General features: G+C 49.7%; 1 protein-coding gene. It reads right to left on the bottom strand.

Features of this window, described 5'->3' with window-relative positions; genetic code table 11:
• A partial coding sequence (locus tag H9565_RS20060) for a hypothetical protein (RefSeq protein WP_215442153.1) occupies nt 1-539 on the bottom strand: 539 nt, incomplete at both ends.

Raw genomic sequence — 539 nt, 5'->3', positions numbered from 1 at the left:
GCGTCTGCATCCGCTTCGTTTTGGTCGACATCGTTTTGTACGGCAAGTATCGCGGCATCAGCATCTGCTTCGTTTTGATTTACATCGTTTTGAACTGCAAGAATAGCTGCATCGGCGTCTGCTTCGTTCTGGTCTACGTCGTTCTGTACGGCGGTGATATCTGCGGATTCTTCCAAGGCTGAAAGGTCTACGGTTACGGAAGAAGTTCCTTCATCGATTTTCAGAACACTGGAACCATCAATAGAAGCCCCTGTTATATCGTCATCTGCGGTGGCGGTAATTTGCCCGTCCACATAGGTCTTTACGGCGAGTTCCGTAGGGAACTTGGTGTTTGTGGCATCGGCCAAGGTAACGTCATCCGATTTGTTCGCGGTATCCTCTTTCAAGGCGATGGCAGCATCTGCGTCAGCTTCATTTTGATTTACATCATTTTGCACGGCAAGAATAGCTGCGTCTGCATCTGCTTCGTTCTGGTCCACATCGTTTTGCACGGCAAGAATCGCCGCATCTGCGTCAGTTTCGTTCTGGTCCACGTCGTT

Source organism: Zobellia russellii, from assembly GCF_018728565.1.
GTDB lineage: Bacteria > Bacteroidota > Bacteroidia > Flavobacteriales > Flavobacteriaceae > Zobellia > Zobellia russellii.
Note: the sequence above shows the minus strand (reverse complement) of the source record. Positions and strands in the feature narration are given on the sequence as shown.